General features: G+C 52.8%; 15 protein-coding genes, 1 tRNA gene and 4 pseudogenes. 14 read left to right on the forward strand and 6 right to left on the reverse strand.

Going from position 1 to position 19,100, the window contains the following annotated elements; all coding sequences use genetic code 11:
* Positions 1-13: 13 nt before the first annotated feature.
* From ATI45_RS00720 to wecA, 9 genes and pseudogenes are all read left to right on the forward strand, one after another.
* Positions 14-597 (forward strand): annotated as a pseudogene (locus ATI45_RS00720) (nucleotide sugar dehydrogenase); the annotation flags it as partial.
* 267 nt (positions 598-864) lie between these two features.
* Positions 865-1,284, forward strand: coding sequence for a DUF6088 family protein (locus tag ATI45_RS00725; protein ID WP_218926099.1), 420 nt, complete (start codon positions 865-867; stop codon positions 1,282-1,284).
* Positions 1,281-1,724, forward strand: coding sequence for a nucleotidyl transferase AbiEii/AbiGii toxin family protein (locus ATI45_RS00730; protein ID WP_098417852.1), 444 nt, complete (start codon positions 1,281-1,283; stop codon positions 1,722-1,724). Before ATI45_RS00725 ends, ATI45_RS00730 begins: the two co-directional genes overlap by 4 nt.
* Before the next feature lie 666 nt (positions 1,725-2,390).
* Complete coding sequence (locus ATI45_RS00735; RefSeq protein WP_098417853.1) at positions 2,391-2,726, forward strand: DUF1778 domain-containing protein; 336 nt, start codon at positions 2,391-2,393, stop codon at positions 2,724-2,726.
* On the forward strand, positions 2,677-3,210 hold the full coding sequence (locus ATI45_RS00740) for a GNAT family N-acetyltransferase (protein ID WP_018403292.1): 534 nt from the start codon (positions 2,677-2,679) through the stop codon (positions 3,208-3,210). Before ATI45_RS00735 ends, ATI45_RS00740 begins: the two co-directional genes overlap by 50 nt.
* A 68-nt stretch (positions 3,211-3,278) precedes the next feature.
* Positions 3,279-3,839, forward strand: a pseudogene (locus ATI45_RS00745) (GDP-mannose 4,6-dehydratase); the annotation flags it as partial.
* A gap of 93 nt (positions 3,840-3,932) precedes the next feature.
* Entirely contained in the window at positions 3,933-4,667 is a 735-nt protein-coding gene (locus ATI45_RS00750; protein ID WP_098421600.1) for a YdcF family protein, read from the forward strand.
* A 178-nt stretch (positions 4,668-4,845) separates the two neighbouring features.
* Positions 4,846-5,889 carry an SDR family oxidoreductase gene (locus tag ATI45_RS00755; RefSeq protein WP_098421601.1) on the forward strand — a complete coding sequence of 348 codons (1,044 nt, stop codon included), beginning with the start codon at positions 4,846-4,848 and terminating at the stop codon, positions 5,887-5,889.
* Positions 5,886-6,935 (forward strand): UDP-N-acetylglucosamine--undecaprenyl-phosphate N-acetylglucosaminephosphotransferase, encoded by a 1,050-nt coding sequence (gene wecA, locus ATI45_RS00760; protein ID WP_098417855.1) that lies wholly within the window; start codon positions 5,886-5,888, stop codon positions 6,933-6,935. Before ATI45_RS00755 ends, wecA begins: the two co-directional genes overlap by 4 nt.
* 85 nt (positions 6,936-7,020) lie before the next feature.
* Here the strand turns inward: wecA and ATI45_RS00765 are convergent.
* The 3 genes and pseudogenes from ATI45_RS00765 to ATI45_RS00780 all read right to left on the reverse strand — a co-directional run.
* Positions 7,021-7,218 (reverse strand): annotated as a pseudogene (locus ATI45_RS00765) (transposase); the annotation flags it as partial.
* A gap of 351 nt (positions 7,219-7,569) precedes the next feature.
* Positions 7,570-9,543, reverse strand: coding sequence for a diguanylate cyclase (locus tag ATI45_RS00775; RefSeq protein WP_098417858.1), 1,974 nt, complete (start codon positions 9,541-9,543; stop codon positions 7,570-7,572).
* Positions 9,540-12,116: an EAL domain-containing protein gene (locus ATI45_RS00780; RefSeq protein ID WP_098417859.1), complete on the reverse strand. Its 2,577-nt coding sequence runs from the start codon at positions 12,114-12,116 to the stop codon at positions 9,540-9,542. The genes ATI45_RS00775 and ATI45_RS00780 overlap by 4 nt, the downstream gene beginning before the upstream one ends.
* A 743-nt stretch (positions 12,117-12,859) precedes the next feature.
* On the opposite strand from ATI45_RS00780, the pseudogene ATI45_RS00785 reads away from it, so the two are divergent.
* From ATI45_RS00785 to ATI45_RS00795, 3 genes and pseudogenes are all read left to right on the forward strand, one after another.
* Positions 12,860-13,003: pseudogene (locus ATI45_RS00785) on the forward strand (transposase); the annotation flags it as partial.
* Positions 13,004-13,207: 204 nt separating this feature from the next.
* A complete protein-coding gene (locus tag ATI45_RS00790; RefSeq protein WP_098417860.1) occupies positions 13,208-14,854 on the forward strand; it encodes a DUF6701 domain-containing protein in 1,647 nt (548 codons plus the stop codon).
* Positions 14,845-15,357: a DUF6701 domain-containing protein gene (locus ATI45_RS00795; RefSeq protein WP_323807663.1), complete on the forward strand. Its 513-nt coding sequence runs from the start codon at positions 14,845-14,847 to the stop codon at positions 15,355-15,357. Before ATI45_RS00790 ends, ATI45_RS00795 begins: the two co-directional genes overlap by 10 nt.
* 59 nt (positions 15,358-15,416) lie before the next feature.
* Here the strand turns inward: ATI45_RS00795 and ATI45_RS00800 are convergent, their stop codons facing one another.
* Positions 15,417-15,722 carry a BLUF domain-containing protein gene (locus ATI45_RS00800; RefSeq protein WP_098417862.1) on the reverse strand — a complete coding sequence of 102 codons (306 nt, stop codon included), beginning with the start codon at positions 15,720-15,722 and terminating at the stop codon, positions 15,417-15,419.
* Between the two features lie 1,162 nt (positions 15,723-16,884).
* Here ATI45_RS00800 and ATI45_RS00810 point away from each other — a divergent pair.
* Positions 16,885-18,030, forward strand: coding sequence for a hypothetical protein (locus ATI45_RS00810; RefSeq protein WP_098417863.1), 1,146 nt, complete (start codon positions 16,885-16,887; stop codon positions 18,028-18,030).
* Positions 18,031-18,061: 31 nt separating this feature from the next.
* The gene (locus ATI45_RS00815; protein WP_098417864.1) at positions 18,062-18,259 is read left to right on the forward strand and encodes a hypothetical protein; all 198 of its coding nucleotides are present in this window, start codon (positions 18,062-18,064) and stop codon (positions 18,257-18,259) included.
* 103 nt (positions 18,260-18,362) lie between these two features.
* Here ATI45_RS00815 and ATI45_RS00820 read toward each other — a convergent pair.
* Together ATI45_RS00820 and ATI45_RS23210 are read right to left on the reverse strand one after the other, a co-directional pair.
* Positions 18,363-18,439: transfer RNA gene (locus tag ATI45_RS00820), tRNA-Pro, on the reverse strand.
* A 155-nt stretch (positions 18,440-18,594) separates the two neighbouring features.
* Complete coding sequence (locus ATI45_RS23210) at positions 18,595-18,882, reverse strand: hypothetical protein (RefSeq protein ID WP_416376578.1); 288 nt, start codon at positions 18,880-18,882, stop codon at positions 18,595-18,597.
* Positions 18,883-19,100: the final 218 nt, after the last annotated feature.

Consider the following 19,100-nt stretch of genomic DNA (forward strand, 5'->3'; position numbering starts at 1 on the left):
GTGTGCTTCTTAGCGCCGGGTGATCAGCTTTGACATCAACACTACCCGCGTGCAACAGCTGCGCGATGGAATGGATGTGACCCAGGAGGTGTCCCGCGAGGAATTGGCGGAGGTGTCGCTGTTATCGTTCACCACCGAGTTGGAAGACTTGCGTGAGTGCTCGGTGTTCATCATCACCGTGCCCACGCCGATTGACCAGTTCAAAGCCCCGGATTTAACGCCGCTGATCAAAGCCAGTGAAACCGTGGGCAAGGTATTGAAAGCCGGCGACATCGTGGTAGGGGACGGATTTCAAATCCGTCCCCGGTTTGCAGCTCTATTCGCGTGGCCGAAGCCGCCAAGGTGACTGAAAACACCCAGCGGGATGTGAACATCGCGCTGATGAACGAACTGGCGATGATTTTCCGGCGCATGAACATCGACACCCACGAAGTACTGGCCGCCGCTGGCACCAAGTGGAACTTCCTGCCGTTCAAACCCGGCCTGGTGGATGGACACTGTATTGGGGTAGATCCCTACTACCTGACCCACAAAGCCCAGGCTATTGGCTATTACCCAGAAATCATTCTGGCCGAGCGCCGCATCAACGACGGCATGGAGGATAGGGGACGGATTTCAAATCTGTCTCCGGTCTGGGTCTCGGTTTGCCAACCAGTAAATCATGCTGGCCGGCGGCCCTGGTAGCCACCTATACCCCATTCATTTCCCGTATTTGCGGCGTTTTTTTCTTCGATAACGGTCTATTTAGTAATTTAAAACAAATAGTTATGATCTAATATAGATATTCTAGTGTCGTATTTTTTTAACAGATTTACTGTTATTGGTTATAAGTGGATAAAGTCATGAACCGCCTGGGGCGTCACGATGATGCGCACACCTACTCTTGAATTCAGAATTCGCGAGAAAATCCGGAAAAGTCGGCGAATCGTGTTCCTAAGGTCCGACTTTAAAGCTTTAGGCGCCTACGATCAGATTGGCCGCGCTTTGAGGGGGCTCGAAGCACGAGGGCGACTCGCTCGAATTGGCCAGGGTCTCTACGCAAAGGCGCGCCCTAACCGGATTACGGGCAAAACAATGCTGGCGGCTCCCGGCGGCTTTGATCAGGTCTCTAAGGAAGCCTTAAGTCGTTTGGGCGTTCGCTGGGAGCCGACCGGGGCCGAGCGGGACTACCAATCTGGGTCTACCCAGATTCCGACGCGGATAACTGTTCGCGTTTACGGCGACTTCAGTCGCAGCATTTTTTACGGAAAGTACCGCCTAATGGTTGAGGCGGTCGCTGCATGAGTTTAGATACATCGCTGTTGGCGGATGTTGCAGACGCGCTTGGTATTGAGCGGCCTGCAATTGTTGAGAAAGACTATTATGCGGTTCAATTGCTGAAGCTCTTGGCAACGATAAAACCGATAGAGTTTGACCTAGTCTTCGCTGGCGGAACCAGTTTGGCAAAAGCCCACCAGAACACTTATCGGATGTCGGAAGATATCGACATTAAGTTGGTGCCGAAGCCATCGGAAACAGACGCTGAGCATTTAGGGCGTCAGCATGAGGAATTTCTGACTGACCCTAGGGCCGAGATGCTGCATGGGCTGGCGTGCTTACAGAGAGAGCCCATCCACAAAGAACGATACGAAGAGTTCATTGGGCCTCTGGTTTATCACGAATCGCCCGTGCAGTGGGACGAAGCGTTGCAGACGTTGACGGACCTGACCCATCAAGTGTTGTAGGTAGAAGCCAACCCCGGGGACAGATTTAAAATCTGTCCCCGGGGTTGGACGTGATGCCGAAAGGGGACGGATTTCAAATCCGTCCCCGGTTTAGCCCCGATGTGGCCGTGACAATAGAGGGGCAGATTTCAAATCTGCCCCTACTTGTATAAACCGGAACAGATTTCAATTCGAGTGTGTGCACCCTGTTGTTATTCACTCTCTGGGCCAAGCCCAGGAAAAAGCACCGACGTAGACAAACCCCGTAACTTGGCAAAGAGCGTTACGGTGGAGTGATCCGTTAAATCGTAGTTTGGGCTATTGTGGCGTGATAATAAAGTTGGTAACAAGGTAATAAAGTTGGTAACTAATGGGGTAAGCCACTGATCTGCTGTCGATAAGGAGTGTAATGCTGGGACAAAGTTACCAACTTTATTTTTTAGCGCCTTCCACAGAAAATTGCAGGCGCTTCCAATTAATTTAACGCACCAGAGCAACACACCTGGTCGTTGAAGGCCGAAGGCTGGACCTCTTCAAGTCCATAGCCCCAAACCCTGTGTGCCGTTTTGTCACACAAATTGACATAGATGAGAACTCTTGTTATCATCGTTTCCGACACTGACCAATAATGGCCATTTAAGAAAAAACGCTCGGTCGGGAAGTCATCTAAATACTGGGAGTAATGGAATGAAAACTCAGACTAATCAGGCGGGTAAAGATCCCCGTCTCGTCGCACGAGTGGATACACAAACGCAGCAATTTATCGCGCAAGCTGCTGAGCTATCTGGGATGACAATGAGCCAGTTTCTCATTGATTCAGCCCGCTCAAAAGCTGAAGAAGTGGTGGATCGGATTACCCGCATTCGGGTTTCTATTGAAACAGGAAATAGGATGCTGGAAATCTTGGATCGGAAACCTCGGAAGCCATCGAGCAAGCTCATGCAGGATGCGCTCGACTACAAGGAATCCGTAAATGACACTAACGCAACAAACGAGGCTCACGCCGATCCAGAAACGCCATAACCGCAAGGCTTTTGATTGCGGTTATGCTGACCTGAATGAATTCCTGGCTCACAGCGCCAGAGCTTCATCTGACAAGCGAATAACCCGAACATTCGTGATAGAAGCCCCCTCCGATCCAAACACGATCATGGCGTACATCACGCTAACCTACACAACCGTTGACCTACCCGTTGAGTGCAAGCCTGCGCGGAAACTGAAAAATCCTGTCCCTGCCTTACTCCTTGCAAAAATGGCCGTCGACAATCGATACAAGGGCTCCAGCTACGGAAAGCGCCTTCTCACCTTTGCGATCAAAGAAGCATCAGAGACCTCCAAAAGAGTCGGGGGTGTCGGCTTGGTGATTGACGCAAAAGACAATGACGCGAAGGCGTTTTACCTTAGCCGGGGCGGTGATGATTTCGAGATTATCGATGAGAGCGGCCTAAAGCTTTGGCTTCCCATTGATATCTGCGATGCCATCGCACAGACACTAGGTGATCCGTAAGTCAAGGATGTCGTTTCCATTGCTAACGCGTTTCGCCACCGGGAATGCCCTGAAACGCATGTGCGTAGGGTTCTGTTCCACGCTCTATTAACGACCCCATTGCCACCAATGCTGCCAACGTTTCCGGTTTTCTTAATATGCTGGTGGCGGCGCGGGATGCCGGGGTCCAGAGTTTTACTTATGCCGCATCCAGCTCTACCTATGGCGATCACTCCGCCTTGCCCAAGGTAGAGGGTGTGATTGGTAAGCCGCTGTCGCCCTACGCGGTGACCAAGTATGTGAATGGCGATAGCGAAACCAGTCGGGATTTTTGTTTTATCGAGAACGCGGTGCAGGCGAATCTTTTGGCGGCGACTGCACCCGAGGCTGCAAGGGGCGAGGTTTACAACGTTGTTTTTGGTGACCGAACCACGCTGAATATTTTGTTTGAATCTCTCGCACGCGCACTGACAATTCTTGGGCGCCCTTACGAAAAACAGCCGGTGTATCGGGAGTTTCGGGCGGGTGATGTTCGGCACTCTCAGGCCAGTATTGAAAAAGCTAAAGACAACCTGGGATATGCACCCGAATTTCCGATTCAAGAGGGCATAACCAAAGCGATGCCCTGGTACCGCGCCAACGTCGATTGACGAATTTAAATACCCGGATTTGACACCGCTGATTAAGGGCAGAGTGAACCGATTCATTCCTCCGTATAGCTATCGGGTACCCGTATGTTTTTTATGTCAAAACTCGTCATATTTTTAATTTCCCCACTGGGCAGTGCGTTGCTCTTGGGAAGCTTTGCTTTGCTGTGTTCGGCTTTGCGTTTCCGTCGCCTGGCGATGGCGTGCGGGTTATTTGCATTGTTGTGGCTGTGGGGCTGGTCTTTACCGGTGGTGAGTTTGTGGGCGCAGCAACATCTGGAGGCGCCTTACCCTGCGTTGACGATGGAGCAGTTGCCCAGTGCTGCAGCAGCTGTGGTGTTGGGTGGGGGTGTTCGCCCTGCGAGTTACCAGGAGGGTTATCCAGACCTGGGGAGCAGTGCCGACCGGGTGTGGCATGCGGCCAGGCTTTTTCATGCGGGTAAGGTGCCATTGTTGGTGCTGGCGGGTGGCAGCGACGATCGGTTTAGCCGCATGTCAGAGGCAGAGGCGATGCGCATTCTGTTGGCGGATTTTGGAGTGCCTGCTTCGGCAATGGTGTTGGAGGAACGCAGCCGCACCACGGGCCAGAATGCGGTGTTTGTACGCGAAATTTTGGCAAAACGGCAGATTGATCGGGTGTTGCTGGTGACCTCGGCTTTGCACATGTCCCGCGCGTTGGCGCTGTTTCAGGGGGTGGGGTTAGAGGTGATTGCCGTAGCGACGGACCACAGTGCCTATCCGGCACCGCGCTGGCGGCTATGGTTGCCGTCGGCTAGGGCGCTGGATGACAGCGGTTCGGCGCTGAAGGAGTGGGTTGGGCGCCTGATATAAAACGGGGACAGATTTATTTTTTAAAAGGGGACAGATTTGGAATCTGTCCCCTTTTTTTGCCTAAAAAGTACTTGAAACGAGTAATTGTCGCAATGTATTCTACTCATAATGAATTTATGTATTCTTTTTTAGGTTTATAAGCCGATGTCGACTGCATTTTGATAAGGATGATCTGATGATGAATGCGTTTTTAATCCGCCGTAACCACCTTAGGGAGAACCCTAAGGTGTGGTTAGTGACTGGCGTAGCCGGTTTTATTGGCTCTCATTTGCTGCAGTGGCTGCTGGAGAATGGCCAGTCTGTGGTGGGACTGGACAACTACGCAACCGGGCACCCGAAAAATCTGGCCGAGGTGCGGAATCTGGTTGAGCCGATGCAATGGAAAAATTTCCTGTTTATTGAAGGTGACATCTGCGATTTGCAGACCTGCAAAGACGCGGTGAATGGTGTGGACCATGTTCTGCACCAGGCGGCGCTGGGTTCGGTGCCGCGCTCCCTGGCGGATCCTATTAATACCCATAACGCCAACATCAATGGCTTTTTGAATGTGTTGGTGGCTGCCCAAGAGGAAGGCGTATCGAGTTTTACCTACGCCGCGTCTAGCTCCACCTATGGGGATCATCCGGCGTTGCCAAAAGTCGAAGACCAGATTGGTCAGCCTTTGTCGCCTTACGCAGTGACCAAACTGGTTAACGAGCAGTACGCGGCGGTATTTGCGCGCAGTTACAAATTTAATTGCATAGGGCTGCGGTATTTCAATGTGTTCGGCCCGCGCCAAGATCCCAATGGCCCGTATGCGGCGGTTATCCCAAAGTGGACAGACGCCATGCTGGCGGATAATCCAGTGAATATTTATGGTGACGGTGAAACGTCTCGCGATTTCTGTTTTGTGGCCAACGCGGTGCAGGCCAATATTTTGGCCGCTACAGCGGAAGAAAGTTGTAAAAACGAGGTTTATAACGTTGCCATTGGCGATTGCACGTCGTTGATCGAGCTCTTCAATGGTATTGCCAGCGTGTTGGTAATTAACGGCATTCATTACAAGCAAAAACCGGTTTACAACGACTTCCGCGCCGGCGATGTGCGCCATTCGCAGGCGGATACCTCCAAAATTTCCCGCTGTCTGGGATACAAGCCTAGCCACAACATTTTTACCGGTCTGGCTGTGGCCGTGCCCTGGTATATGGCCAGGCACTCGCAACGTTTGGTCGTTGCGCTATGAATACGCTTTTTTTTCTTTCGACAGCGATAGGTGTTGCGTTTTTGGCATTGATGGTGTTTAAAGCGCTTGCGCCCGCGATGGATTTATTAGACACGCCTTGCGAGCGTAAACAGCACGTTGGCGCAGTTCCGCTTGTTGGCGGAATCAGTGTGTTCGTCGGTTTGCTGTCGGCGTGGTTTTTGTGGATGCCGCTGATGTCTGAATACGTGGTGTTCTGGCTGTGCGCGCTGTTGCTGGTGGTAGTGGGTGCTCTGGACGATGCGCGTGAACTGTCGGCGCGGTTCCGCCTGCTGATTCAAGTGGTATTGGGCGCTGTGCTGGTGATTTACTCGGGGGTGCACATTACGCATCTTGGGGATTTGGTTGGGTTTGGGATGATTGAGTTGGGGTGGGTGGGGCCATTTTTGACCATTGCCGCGATTATTGGTGCCACCAACGCGTTTAATATGACCGACGGCATTGACGGCCTGGCGGGTAGTTTGACGCTGATAACACTGATTTCTTTGATTGCATTGTACGCTGCCAACAGTGGTACGTTGGTGGAAACTATGTTCGCGGCGGGTCTGGCGCTGGCGATGGTGCCTTACCTAATGGCAAATTTGCGCATAGGACCTTGGCGTTGCAAGGTTTTTATGGGTGATGCGGGTTCGATGTTCATCGGCTTTTCCGTTGTGTGGTTGTTGGCTCAGGGCGTTAGCCAAGATGCCCCGGCCATTCGCCCGGTAACGGCACTGTGGATTATTGCGGTACCGTTGATGGACATGGTGGCGGTGATGATTCGCCGCTTAAGCCGCGGGCAGTCCGTGATGACAGCAGGCCGTGACCATCTGCATCATATTTTTTTACGTGCCGGGTTGAGCGACAAAGAAACTCTAATTTTAATCACACTTCTGGCGACGATAATGGCCTTTGTCGGTTTGATTGGTGAACTGTATAAGGTTCCGGAAGTGTTGATGTTGCTAGCGTTTTTGATGGTGTTTGTGGTGTACGAATCGGTACTAAGAAGCGCCTGGCGCTCCTTCTCGGCCTTACTAGGCAAGGAGTGACGGTGGACAGGGGACGGATTTGAAATCCGTCCCCGCTTTAGCCCTGCAGTACTAGGGACGGATTTCAAATCCGTCCCTGCCTTAGCTGGCCCGCGCGCTCGCTTTTCAGTTTTTGAACCCATTTGTCGAGCGTGGATTTACCAACACCCATAGCTTGTGCGGCGTCTCGAACTGAGTAACCCTGATCGACGACGAGTTGAGCACATTCGACTTTAAATTCAGGGCTGGAGCGAGGTCTCGCTTTTCTGGTTATTATTGAATCACCGGTCATCTTTGAGTGCATTTTAGCACCTCAAATCACGTGACCAAATTCACTATGCCACTACAATGATTCCGGGCACCAATCAAGGTGGTAATATTGCCGCCTTACGCGAGGTGTCTGGTGACCGGGAAACGACGTTCCTTTTCTCCGGAGTTCAAGCAGGAAGCTGGCAGTTTGACCAAGAAAACACAATTGCGCAGGCCAATATGTCCTGGGGTGCGGGTGAAAGTGCCCTGCGGAGATAAGCTCAAAAACTGGCTGACGAGCGTGAAGGGGTAACGCCACAAGGAAAACCATTGCTCCCATCTATGGGCATGACCCCCCGGTTATTAACTTCAGTTCGCGTTGCGTCGGAATTCTGTAGGATGGCACTCAACCGCCAGATAAGTGTACACGGTTACGCCCCTTTTTCTTTGCCTCATAAAGCTTTTGATCGGCGCGTTTTATGGCCGGTTTCAGTGACCCCGCTTCAGGATGGACAGCCGTCACGCCAAGTGACGCGGTGTATGCCACCTGCCCACCGTCGACCAGATCGGCTCCGATATCAACGGGGGTCGTTTCTACTGCTTGGCGCAGGCGTTCGGCAATCATGCCGGCCTGTTCCATATTGGTGTCAGGGAGCAGTACGGTGAATTCTTCGCCGCCCATCCGGCACAGTACATCTCCATCCCGTAACTGCTCTTGTGCGGTTTGTGCGAAGGCCTGCAGAACCAGATCACCCACATCGTGACCATAGCGGTCGTTAATGCGCTTGAAGCGGTCAAGATCAATGGCGATCAGGCACAGGGGTTTGCCGTTTCGCCGGGCCCGGGCCATTTCCATGTCCGCCTGGTTTTCCAGGTACCTTCGGTTACCGAGCCCCGTCAGCGGGTCGGTCATGGACTGTTGGATCAGCAGGTCTTCCAGCTGCTTTCGTTCGGTGCGGTCGAACACCATGGCTCGACTGTACTGAAAGCCGTCAGAAGTTGTCTGTGCGGTGGCTTCGATCGCGACTGGGAGGGTGCTGCCATCACGGCACATCAGTTCGCACTCCGCCGAGCCCTTATGATTGTCCCCCAAAACTTGCCGGAAGGCTTCATCAAAAGCGTCCCGGGTTTCTGAGGTAACCAGTTCACGATACAGCTGTTTGCCAATGAGTTCGTCAGCGCTGTAGCCCAGCCATTGCAGTTCGGTACGGTTGATCTTGAGGATCACTCCGTGTTCATTCAGGGAGTGGTATCCGCAGGGCGCGTGTTCGTAGAGATCGAAGAGTTCCCGGGCGTAATCTCTTGTTTCCAGAGACAATTGCTGCGCACCGGCCCTCAGAATTCGCTGGTGGTGATTGGTCAGTACCCAGCCAATACCAAAGGCAATCGCCAGCACATAAGCGAGTACCACCAACGCTCCGTTCCACGGGCTTTCAGCCAGTAGGTAGGTGAGGCCTGGGCTCGGAACGATGATTCCGAGACGCCATGGCTGAGTGCCCGGCAGCCCCAGGACTTGCCCGGCTTGGCTGCGGAAATGATGAGTGCGGATGTCATGGGTACGGAAAAAAATCAGGTGATCACCGAGAAGCGCCTCTCCCCGGTTGGAGGAACTCATAGCCTGCCAGGCATCCGGCCACTGTATCGGCAGGGAACTGCCAAAGGGAATGGCGCCGCTCCCGGTCGGCAACAGCGAGGTGCCCTGGGCATTAACAAGCAGTGCCTGGGCCTGCGAATACGTGCCCACGGCGTGCGGCAAGCGGCTGGCCAGATAGTGCCAGTCCAGTGTGAGCAGCAGTACCCCCAGGCGTTCACCGTCCTGCCCGAACACGGGCGCGGTAATATCCACCACCGCCGTGGTGATTTCCGGGCCGTCAGCTGCTGGCCCAAGATGGGGAGGTGAGACATAGAGACTGCGCGCCTTCAGTGTCATGGCCTCCCGGAAGTACAGGGCATCTGCATGGCCCGGATCAGCTGCTGGTGACATGGAACTCTGTGTGGGGAAGTGTTCATTGCCGTTTGTGTCAATCAGGGCCAGGCGGGTATAGCGGCCGAAGTGGGTCAACAGGCTGTTGAAAATCGCCCCCAACTGGTCCCGATTCTGTTTTAGCAGGCGTTCCTGATAGGGCGATTGGGTTTCTTGCGCATTGCTGAGGTACTGCACCACAGAGGGAAACTCTGCAATGGCCAAAGAGTGATTCAGGCTCTCGTTCATTCCTTGAAGGAGCACATCGTATTCAGTCTCCAGCAGCGTTTGAGCTGTGATGCGGGCAGCCTCCACTCGATTCTCAATATTCGACCAAAAAACCAGGGCCAGTGTCGAGGTGATCAGCAGCGCAGGTATAAGCGTAGCGAGGGCCAGGCGTTTACTCAGTCTTTTCACGTCGCAGGACCCACCGGCAAGAGGTCAGGCAGCTTTTTCAACTCGGCCAGAGGCATCGGCCGGGCAAACAGGTACCCCTGCAGGATATCGCAGTGCCGGCGGGCCAGGTCTTCCTGCTGCTCCCGGGTTTCTATCCCTTCCGCAACCACCATCATGTCCATGTGGTGGCTCATGGTGATCACGGCCTGAACGATGGCGGCCATCCGGTGATCTGTTGTGGTTTTCTCCACAAAGCTGCGGTCAAGTTTCACTTTGTAAATGGGCAGATCCCGAAGATAACTCAGGCTGGAATAGCCAGTCCCGAAATCATCCAGGACCATGCGTACGCCCAGTGTTTTCAGGGTTTTCATCAGTTCGATCACTGGCTTGACTCCGTCCAGCAAGACGCTTTCAGTTACTTCCATTTCCAACAGTTGTGGCGGCAGGCCGGTTTCGTTGAGCACCCGGCGGACGTCGTCAAGGAAGCCGTCACGAACAAACTGCAGGGATGATATGTTGACGGCAACCCGCAATGCCCGCTCCCGGCAGGCATTGAAGTCTGCCATTTCTGTGCAGGCCTGCTTGAGTATCCAGAGGCCCAGGGGCACGATCTGGCCGGTTTGCTCGGCCAGTGGAATGAATTCACCGGGGGAGACCATTCCCCGGGTAGGGTGATGCCACCGCACCAAAGCTTCCACACTGCGCATGCGCCCGGTAACGGCGTCCACCAGAGGCTGGTAATAGATTTCAAACTGCTTTTCCTCCAGCGCGGCGTGAAGATCATGCCTCGTGTTCACGTTGTGCCGGCTGCGCTCGGCTTTATGACCGCTGTGCCATTGCCAGGTGTTTCTGCCCTGCCGCTTGGCCCGCTCCAGGGCAAGATCGGCAAACTGGAGCAGTTCATGGGGGGCGTCCAAAGGCGTGCTGTTACAGGCAATCCCGATACTGGCACTGATGTGAACAATCTGGCCGTCCACGTCGATCGGCTGTGCAAGGTGTACTAATATGCGCTCGGCAAGTTGGATGACCTCGTTCCGGTTCGTGTAGCCGGGTATCAGCAGGCCAAATTTATCCCCAACCAACCGGGCAACGGTCGCCTCAGGCGCCGTCAGATCTGTCAGTCGCCGGGCAGTGGTTATGAGTACCTGGTTGCCGACATGGTGTCCCAGTTCGTCAATGATGGGCTTGAACCCGTCCAAGTCCACATACATGGCGGCCAACGATCCACGCTCACCATCCGCAGTCAGTGCGTCACGCAGTTTCTGTTGAAACGAGGCCTCGTCAGGTAAGCCGGTTAGCAGGTCATGGGTTGCCTGGTAGGTGATCTGAGCTTGCTGCTCTTTTTGGTGGCTAATATCCTGCTGGTTGCTGATGAAGTGAGTGCAGAGGTCGTCATTATCAAACACCGGGCTGATCCGCAGGTGGTTCCAGAAAGGCGTGCCATCCTTTCGGTAGTTAATCAGTTCGACGTTGACCTCGGTTTGATGGCGCAGCCCATGCCGTATGGCTTCGAGGGTTTCCGGGGCCGTGTTTTCGCCATGAAGAAAGCGACGGTTGTGTCCGATAAGGTCGTTGTGGGTATAGCCGGTCATATCTGCGTACGCCGGGTTGGCATAGACCGCCGGCATGTCTGGACTGCGTGCGTCTGCGATGAGCATACCGTTGGGGCTTGCCTCAATGCCACGCTTGAGCAGGCGCAGTTCCGTATCCTGATCTTTGCGATCGGTAATGTCCCGGCAGATACCGTAGACGCCCACAATCTCACCCTGGATGGTGACCGGGAAGTTGGTGACCTCCAGAAAGTAGGGGTGGCCAGCTACGTGGTTGCCCATGGTTTCGTAGGTGAGGGCCTCACCGTTTCGGGCTCTGTCAAACGCCTTCTGGGTTAGTGCGCGGTATGCGGGTTCAACAAAGCGATTGAAGTGTAGGCCATACAAGCGATCTGCCGTATAGCCGGTAATGCGTTCCATCGCCGTGTTACAGCTCTGGAAGTGGCCATCCAGATCAAAGGTGTAGACACCATACGGATGGTTATTGAACAAGGCTTGGTGCCACTCGGAAAGGGCCAGATGGTCTTCAGCATCTCGTTGGCGCAGAATGGCCAGGGCAACCAGGGCAGCGCCCCGGGTGAGATTGCGCTGAGCTTCCGCGGTCGGGGTGGCCGGGGCGTGGTGGTAGGTGGCGAAGGTGCCCAGAAGCTCTTTTTTCGAGGTTAGAATTGGCATTGACCAGCAGGCAATCACTCCCTCTGCCTCGGCAATGTCATGGTAACCGTCCCAGCGGGGGTCCTTCTGAATATTTTCAGTAATAACCAGGTTTTTGGTGAAGGCCGCCGCGCCGCAGGTGCCCATGTTCTCAGCCACTGGAATATCCTGCATGGCCCGGAAAAAATCATCAGAAAACCGGCTGGTGGGCATCAGGCTCAGACTGTTGGTGTCCGGATGAAACCGCATGATGGAAACCAGCGCACCGGGCATCATGCTACCGACCCAGTCGGCTATCGCGTCCAGGGTCTGTTCCAGCGGGCGTTGCTGTGCGATCAATTCATGGATTTCCTGCTGCGCTTCCAGCACAAAAAATTCAATGTCGCTCATGATGCTGCACTCCGTTCTGAAGTGGGTACAAACCTCTCTCCTTAAATGCTAAAAATTTTATAGACACAGTACATTAAAATAGTATGTTTTTCTCTTCTATTCGATCCAGAATCGAAAATTTATAATTTTATAATTTTAAAAATTTGAAACCGTTTTTATCAGTATAAACTCTAATTATTAGATAATAATCAGCAGGTTATTTTTTATTTCGGTTTTTCAGAGTGATTTCGTAGCCATGATTTTAGGTCGATTAAAAAATTTCAAGAATCGAATTTTGTCAGTTTTTTTCTGTTTTAAAATTCTTTACGCATTGATAGTAATATTAAATCCAAATATTATCGACAATACAGGTTTAGAAACACTACATTTGCACTGTAAAAGGCCTCAGAAAAAGTTGGCGTGAAAATGCAGCTATGATGTTGATCAAAGGTGGCAAGAAGTCTGTTGATACAGGTCGGCCAGTTTCGACAAAGGGGCCGAGAGCGCCTATGTTTTATTTGCGGGTTTTTTACGAGTTGGCTATCCCGGGTTTCATCGTAGATGTCGAAGCCGGTAGCAAGATCGTCGATGCCAACTGGGCTGCCATCAATGCGCTCGACACAATGCCGTCAAAAATTATTGGTGTTGCATTTGCTGAGTTGTTTGTTGTTAATTCCCCGGACAGTTGTCTCGACTACGACCAGTTGCCTTCAATTGGTAGCGAATTTACATGCCATTTCATGGAATCAGGTTCACAGTCTCGGTTATATCGCCACCGTCATTTGGTGGAAAATGCGTTTGCACGCTTGAAACATTTTCGTGGGCTGGCGACGCGCTATGACAAATTGAAACGCAACTATCAGAGCGGCGTCGCCATGGCTTGTGGGTTTTTATGGTTGCCGATGTAATGAAACGTCAACAGACCCTAGCAAAACCCTCACGTTTGATGGTGGAGGCGTGGATAGCCATTGGCTTATTAATAGCGACTCATACATTACCTTTGGCGCCAGCACAAACATAGTGTTGAAAAATGTAACCCCAACAGCACGATTACCTGGAATGCAAAGGGCTACACGTCTGTAGGCGCAAGCGCAAATCTGATAGGCACTTTTTTGGCAGGTACCTATATCTCAACCGGAGCAAACACCACACTAAGAGGTATTGGTGGTGCTTGTGGGGGTCTGTACGCCACTGGGTACGTCACATTAGGCGCAGATAACTCAATTGGAGCGGCTGGTTGTGGGGCTCCATCAGCCGTAGACACAGACATAGACCACTATCAAATCATTCACGATGGCAAGGGTCTGACCTGCGATCCAGAAACCGTCACCATCAACGCCTGTACCAATGCCTATGACGGTTCTTGCACACTCAGCCGTGAAACCGTAACGCTAGACGTTACTGCAACGGGTTCTGGTTCGGTCACTGATCGTATCCGCTTTACCGGCACAGGCACTGCCCGCATTCCCTATACCTTCGCTGAGTCAGCCATTTTGTCGCTAGCAAATGCATCCATAGCCGCAGCGAACCCAACCGTCTGTTTTAATGGCAGTATAATCAGTTGCGACTTGGTTTTTGCTGAATCCGGCTTCTCTCTGACTATTTCGAATCATATTTCTGGCCAGGAGGTTCAAGCGTCGATTCTGGCTGTTAAAACCGATGAAGAGGATCCTGGCCAGTGCGTGCCAGCGTTTACCGGTAAAAAAGACATCGAGTTCAACACTGTGCACCAGAACCCGTCAACAGGAACGCTAGCGGTTGAAAGCGGCGGCGATTTGCTAAGCGGCCATAGGCTGGCGCTGGATTTTGATAGCACAGGCGCAGCCCGTTTTCCGATTCAGTACAAAGATGTGGGCCGTGTTTTGCTGAAGGCTCGGTACGAGGGTGCCGGTGAAGACGCGGGGCTGGTGATGCTCGGTGAAGGTACTTTTGTGGCTCGCCCGGATCATTTCGAGCTAGCCATACCGGGGAACAAGGCCGCAACTTCCGTGCAGGATGGCACTGCTTTTGTGGCTGCCGGTCAGGATTTTGAAATTCGGGTATCGTCAATCAACGCTCTTGGCGATGTGACGGCCAATTTTGGCCGGGAAACCTTGGCTGAATCTGTCCAGCTGAAGACAGCGCTGGTGGCCCCTGCCGATGGCGGCTCGCCGCCGTTAGCCGGTGCGTTTGGTGCGTTCGGTGAGGATTGCAGCGGTAATGCGGCCAGCGGGGGCAGGGCCTGCGGCCAGTTTCAGTGGCCCGAGGTGGGTATTGTCAGCATTATGCCATCGCTCCTGAGCGGCCGTTATCTGGGCACTGCCGATGTAGTCGGAGACCAGGTTGCGCACGTGGGCCGTTTTATCCCAGACTGGTTCAATATTGTGGTTGCTGAACACGGTGAGGTAGAGCCTTATTGCACGGCTTCCACGGCTTTTGCTTACATGGGACAGAATCTGCACTGGAAAACAGGCGTGCAACCGATGTTGACATTGGAAGCCTGGAACGCCAGCGGCGACGTGACCCGCAATTACACACTGGGCAATTTTCAACGCTTGTTGGCCACTGATCTGGTGCGCACTGCGGGGAGCTCGGATGTTACGGCCTTTGATGCTGCGGGCAATCTTTTCCCGGTATCTACAACTCTGGAACTGGGGGGGTGTCAGTCATTGGCCGCGGCCGGTTACAGTATCTATTTTCGCTCGATGACGAGATCACCTACAGCAAAACCACCCAATCCCGTGTCCTGCCACTGGCTCCGGACTATCGCATTGAGTTGACCGGGCTGGCAGATGCCGACGACGTCTCTTCGCCGCAACTGTCCGTGGCGATTGCCCCAAAGTTCCCGCTTGAAATGCGCTATGGCCGCTTGCAGATGGAAAATGTCTACGGACTGGAAACTTCCGACCTGAAAATGCCATTCCAGGCCGAGTTCTACACCTCCAGTGGCTTTATCATCAATAGCGCGGATGGGTGCTGGTCTTACAACACGGTGGCGGATGTCGCGTTAGACCAGAGTAATCTCAGCGGCGGCAACACATCTGTAATCGGAACATCCGGAACCCTCCTGGCAGGTGCTGCAGAGGAAGATGAGCAACTCATTCTGAAGGCGCCGGGCGCCAACAACCAGGGCGATGTGATTGCTACCTTCGCGGTGCCGCTGTGGCTACAGGGCGACTGGAATCAGGATGGCTTTCTGGAAAATCCCCAAGCCACCGCCACCTTCGGCGTCTACCGAGGTAACGACCGCGTTATCTACTGGCGCGAAGTGCTGAACAACTGAAGATAAGCGACCCTAACCCAGGGGACGGATTTGAAATCCGTCCCCTGTTTTCCCGTTCTTTATGTTGACTGCAATTCCAAATCGGCGCAGCAGGCTTGCACGAATCTGAGCACGGTTGCAGCGTCAAAGTGCGCAGCGGGCAGGCCCGGGAGATAGCCTATTTCTTCGAAGCGACGGCTGTCGATCTTGCTTTGCAGCCGCAACGCCATCCACTGGTCGGGAAATAGCCGGGTCTGCACCCGGGAAACAGCACGCAGCTGCACGTCCTCGTGCCGTGGGTCGGCGGCAATGATCGCAAAGCGTTCCTGCACTCGAAACGGTTCGCCTTCGAGTACCTGCACGAAATAGCCGTCCAGGAACAGCAGTGCTTACGAAAAGACGATGCGGAGGCGTTCCTGAGTCAGCTGCACCAGAGGTTGGATCGCTTTGGACTGTCGCTCAACGAGGACAAGACGAAGCTCATCCGCTTTGGACGCTTTGCCCGGAAGGACTGTGCGACAGCAGGGCTACCAAAGCCTGAGTCGTTCGATTTTCTGGGGTTCACGCACAGCTGTGCAGTCCTGCGTGATAGACGGACGTTCATGTTGCTGCGGCAAACATCTGTGAGCCGCACGCGACGAACGCTGCATAGCGTCAAGGACTGGTTATACCGAAACAGGCATCGGCCGGTTGGCGAGCAGAAACGCTGGCTGGCTGCAGTGATGCGGGGTCACCTGAACTACTTTGCCGTTCCAGGCAACGTCATCAGGGTGAGCCGCTTTCACACGGAACTTGGAAAGCTCTGGATGAAGGCGTTACGGCGCCGCAGCCAGCGCTACCGTCTCGTGTGGGCGCGCTTCAGTCAGTTCTTGCGAGACGCGCTGTCACAACCCAGAGTTGTGCATCCTTGGCCAAACAAACGATTTGACGGTATACACTCAAGATAGGAGCCGTGTGCGTGAGTAGCGCACGTACGGATCTGTGCAGGGGGTGCCGGGTGACCGGCATTCCTACTGCGACCGGTGTCTCGTCAGCGTGGGTGACGGCGTGTCGTAGAAGGACGTTTCTCAGCGCATCAACCGGTGGCTGTGAGTGCACTTTGCTCTGCTTGCTGGCCAGTTCAAAAGAGTCAGCATTGATAACTACTTGATGAGAAGCGTTCCTCTGGCCGCCGGCACCTGGTTGGACGCAGTAACAATTGTGCACGCCCCCGAACGGAGGTGGTTCGTGGCGTGCTGCCAGTGTTTTTAAGGCACCGCTGGCTGGCCGTGCATTTTCAACTAGCATACAGAAAAAGTTCAGCGTACCAAGCTTGCCAAGACTGCAGATGTTCGGAATCTTGCGTCTATGCAAATTGCGGTACAAACGATATTCATTCCAGCTACTTCTTTTTTTATTTCTACAGTATGTAATTAATTACAAAATAATTACGCAAATATCGTAATTTCTTCCTGATAGAGTAGTCGGTGATGAAAAAGAACTCACAGGAGTAATAAATGACTTCGAAAAACAGCTATTCCGGCACCGAGACAGAGCAAGCAGCTAATTATGCACGCGCTTGACTCATCCAAGCGGATGACAAAACAGCGTTTAGCACACTACCTAGATGTTGCGCCCCCACGCATTTCCGAGGGTCTGCGCGGGGCATGGCGATTGAATGAAGATTTGAAGCAGAAGTTAATCGATAATTTCGGGCAACCCCGAGGTATCCCGGGTCGATATGTTCAGGCGGAGGTATCTGGTTCAATCTCTGAGTTTCTTGCCGAGGAAGCCGAGTTGTCTCGAAAGCGGCATCTTCAAACCGTTTTGAGTACGCTCTTTGATAGGGATTTTCTCCAGCGCCTCGCTGAGAGTGTTACTCCATGGCCAGAAGGAACTTATTCGCCACCTGTGTTGGCACCAAGACAAACCACCGAAATGTTGTCCAAGCTAGAGCGGTTCCTGTTGAGTCCAAAGTTTGCCGAGTGGTTCCACGCTTTGCGGCAGGGACATGAGAGGCTAAATAATGAGAAGGGTTCCTCGTATGACCTAGAGAGTTTTTTCTGGGCTTCAACCTATTACGACATTGAACTGATTGAAGAAATTTCGATTCCGGTGGGTAGCCCAGACCTTCCAAGTACTAATGGGCTACGAGAACATGCTAAGGCAGAGGGGCTAGCTTTTGAGAAAATTAACGCTTTAGATCTGGCGTCTGTCGGTGCTGCGCTTCTGGCGTTGCGTGAGGAAAAACACTACCGATCTGCCGGGCTTAATAAGCCAGTCTCTCTGACCCAGTCATCCAAGCACAGGAGATGTGTTGAGGTAGAGGAATTTGTTCTCACCGGTAATCTAATTTGGACAGAAGAGAGTCAGTTTAAAAGCGCAAAGCGTGGTTTACCATTCGCTGAAAACGCGATTTTCCGAGTTTCAGGTAATCAGTTTCAAAAAACGATTTCGCCAACGTTTGAGAGGGATCGGCGTCTGGAGTTTCCCAGCTTGAAAGGACAGGCAAACTGGGATGTAGATTGCTGGAACACCTACCGTGTTGAATTGTTCCTTAGGCGTGATTGCAATTATAGCCTCGTAATAGAACTAGGCAATGATCAGTTGTCCTCGGTGCCTAATGGCTATCACTTCCCCCTGCGTAAAGTCGTTATTCCAAGCATCACTGGCCACTGTTCGGCGTCAACTATCCTGTCCGGTCGGACAGGATAGTTGACGCCGAACAGTCAACGGACTGCTGCTAATGTTCATTGGAGCATCCTTTTGGGGCTGGCTGGCGGATTACGGATTACCTGCCAACATACTGCTTGGTATCGGTGCCCTGACACTGGTTTTCGATATCCGTGACTATTCGCTGGATCCAAAGCCCAAATCGCTGCTCCTTGGCGGGATGGTGCTGCCTGTATGGCCGTTATTTAGATTCTGGGTAAGATCAGCGTGATGTTCGTAGAGGTGTGCTGGTGGTGAAGAATTAAAAAATTGGGACAATTTTGGGACATAAAAAAATCAGCCACCGTTAAGTGACTGATTCTTTTATACGAATATGGTCGGGACGGTAGGATTTGAACCTACGACCCCTTGCACCCCATGCAAGTGCGCTACCAAGCTGCGCTACGCCCCGATTTGCTAATTTATGCCTATCCAAAACGATATTTTGGTGGCACAGGCCAATGAGACTTAAAGAGGAATCTCAGTGGCTTAGCGGGAGCGAATATTACACGAGCAAATTCCAAAAAGAAACACCAACCGACGAAATTGTGCGGGTTTTGGCGCGCGTTAACGTAATTTGGTTTCCCGCAGTTTGCGCACGAATTCGGATGGAGCGAAGCTGTCCGGATCGGATACTCCCCAGTACTTGTCGGATACGGTCAGGCCGGTGTCGCCTTTTATAAGCTCAAGCGGCGCCGCTCGGGTTCCATCTTCGCCGCCATCCACGACGATAAAGTCAGGTCGCCTTCCGGTTTTCAGCATGGCTTTTACAAAGACACTGGCGTTGTAAGGCTTTTTGCAGGCCTTGCCGATCAGGATACGGAAATCACTGCTTTTGATATCGCCGGACGCCATGGAGTGATTCATCCATTCGAATCCTTACCATACATTTCAAGCTGGGAGCCATGCGGTTGCTTATCCAGAATATTCTTGGCCCGCTGATCCCGTGAGGGCAGTGAAAAACGCCATTGACGTGTAGATCAGAGATAACGGAAGCGACATGAAAAAGGTCACAACACAAAGAATGTAGACGGTGTAACGAACAGGTACCGGGTTCGTTAACTTGGGCATTA

The organism is Marinobacter sp. LV10MA510-1 (assembly GCF_002563885.1).
In the GTDB taxonomy this organism is placed as follows: domain Bacteria; phylum Pseudomonadota; class Gammaproteobacteria; order Pseudomonadales; family Oleiphilaceae; genus Marinobacter.